The sequence below is a fragment of the Hansschlegelia beijingensis genome (assembly GCF_045505405.1).
Taxonomy (GTDB): domain Bacteria; phylum Pseudomonadota; class Alphaproteobacteria; order Rhizobiales; family Methylopilaceae; genus Methylopila; species Methylopila beijingensis_A.
Genome location: NZ_JBJKEX010000689.1, coordinates 1 through 650, shown reverse-complemented (window position 1 = coordinate 650; position 650 = coordinate 1). Strand labels below are relative to the sequence as shown.

Below are 650 nucleotides of genomic sequence, written 5' to 3'. Positions count from 1 at the left end.
GGCGAGGTTCTTCGCCACCGCCGCGTGGCGAGTGGCTGGCGCCGACGCTGGTCGCGGCGGTGGCGAAGAACCTCGCCGCGGGCGAGCAGTCGCTGCTGTTCCTGAACCGGCGGGGCTATGCGCCGCTGACGCTCTGCCGCCGCTGCGGACACAGGATGAAGTGCCCGAACTGCTCGGCCTGGCTGGTCGAGCACAGGTTCCGCGCGAGCCTCGTCTGCCACCAGTGCGCCTATTCGGCGTCCTCGCCGACCGCCTGTCCGGCCTGCGCGGCGGAGAACGCGCTCGTCGCCTGCGGACCCGGCGTGGAGCGCATCCGCGACGAGGCCGTGGCGCGGTTCCCGGACGCCCGCGTCACCGTGCTGTCGAGCGACCTGATCGGGGCCGGCGAGCGGCTGAGCGCGGAGCTCGACGCCATCGAGCGGGGCGCGGTCGACATCGTGGTCGGCACCCAGATGGTCACCAAGGGCCATCATTTCCCGAAGCTCACGCTGGTGGGCGCGATCGACGCGGATTTCGCGCTGGGCGCCGCGGATCCCCGCGCCGCGGAGCGCACCTTCCAGATGCTGCAGCAGGTGACGGGCCGGGCGGGCCGGGCGGAACTGCCCGGCCGCGCGCTGATCCAGACGCACGAGCCTGACCATCCAGATCGG

Annotated in this window: 1 protein-coding gene; it reads left to right on the top strand. The window is 73.1% G+C overall.

Annotated features, from left to right (window positions below):
- Positions 1–650, top strand: a 650-nt coding sequence (gene priA / locus ACIKT0_RS19645; protein WP_407106929.1) for a replication restart helicase PriA, incomplete at both ends; no start/stop codon positions are given.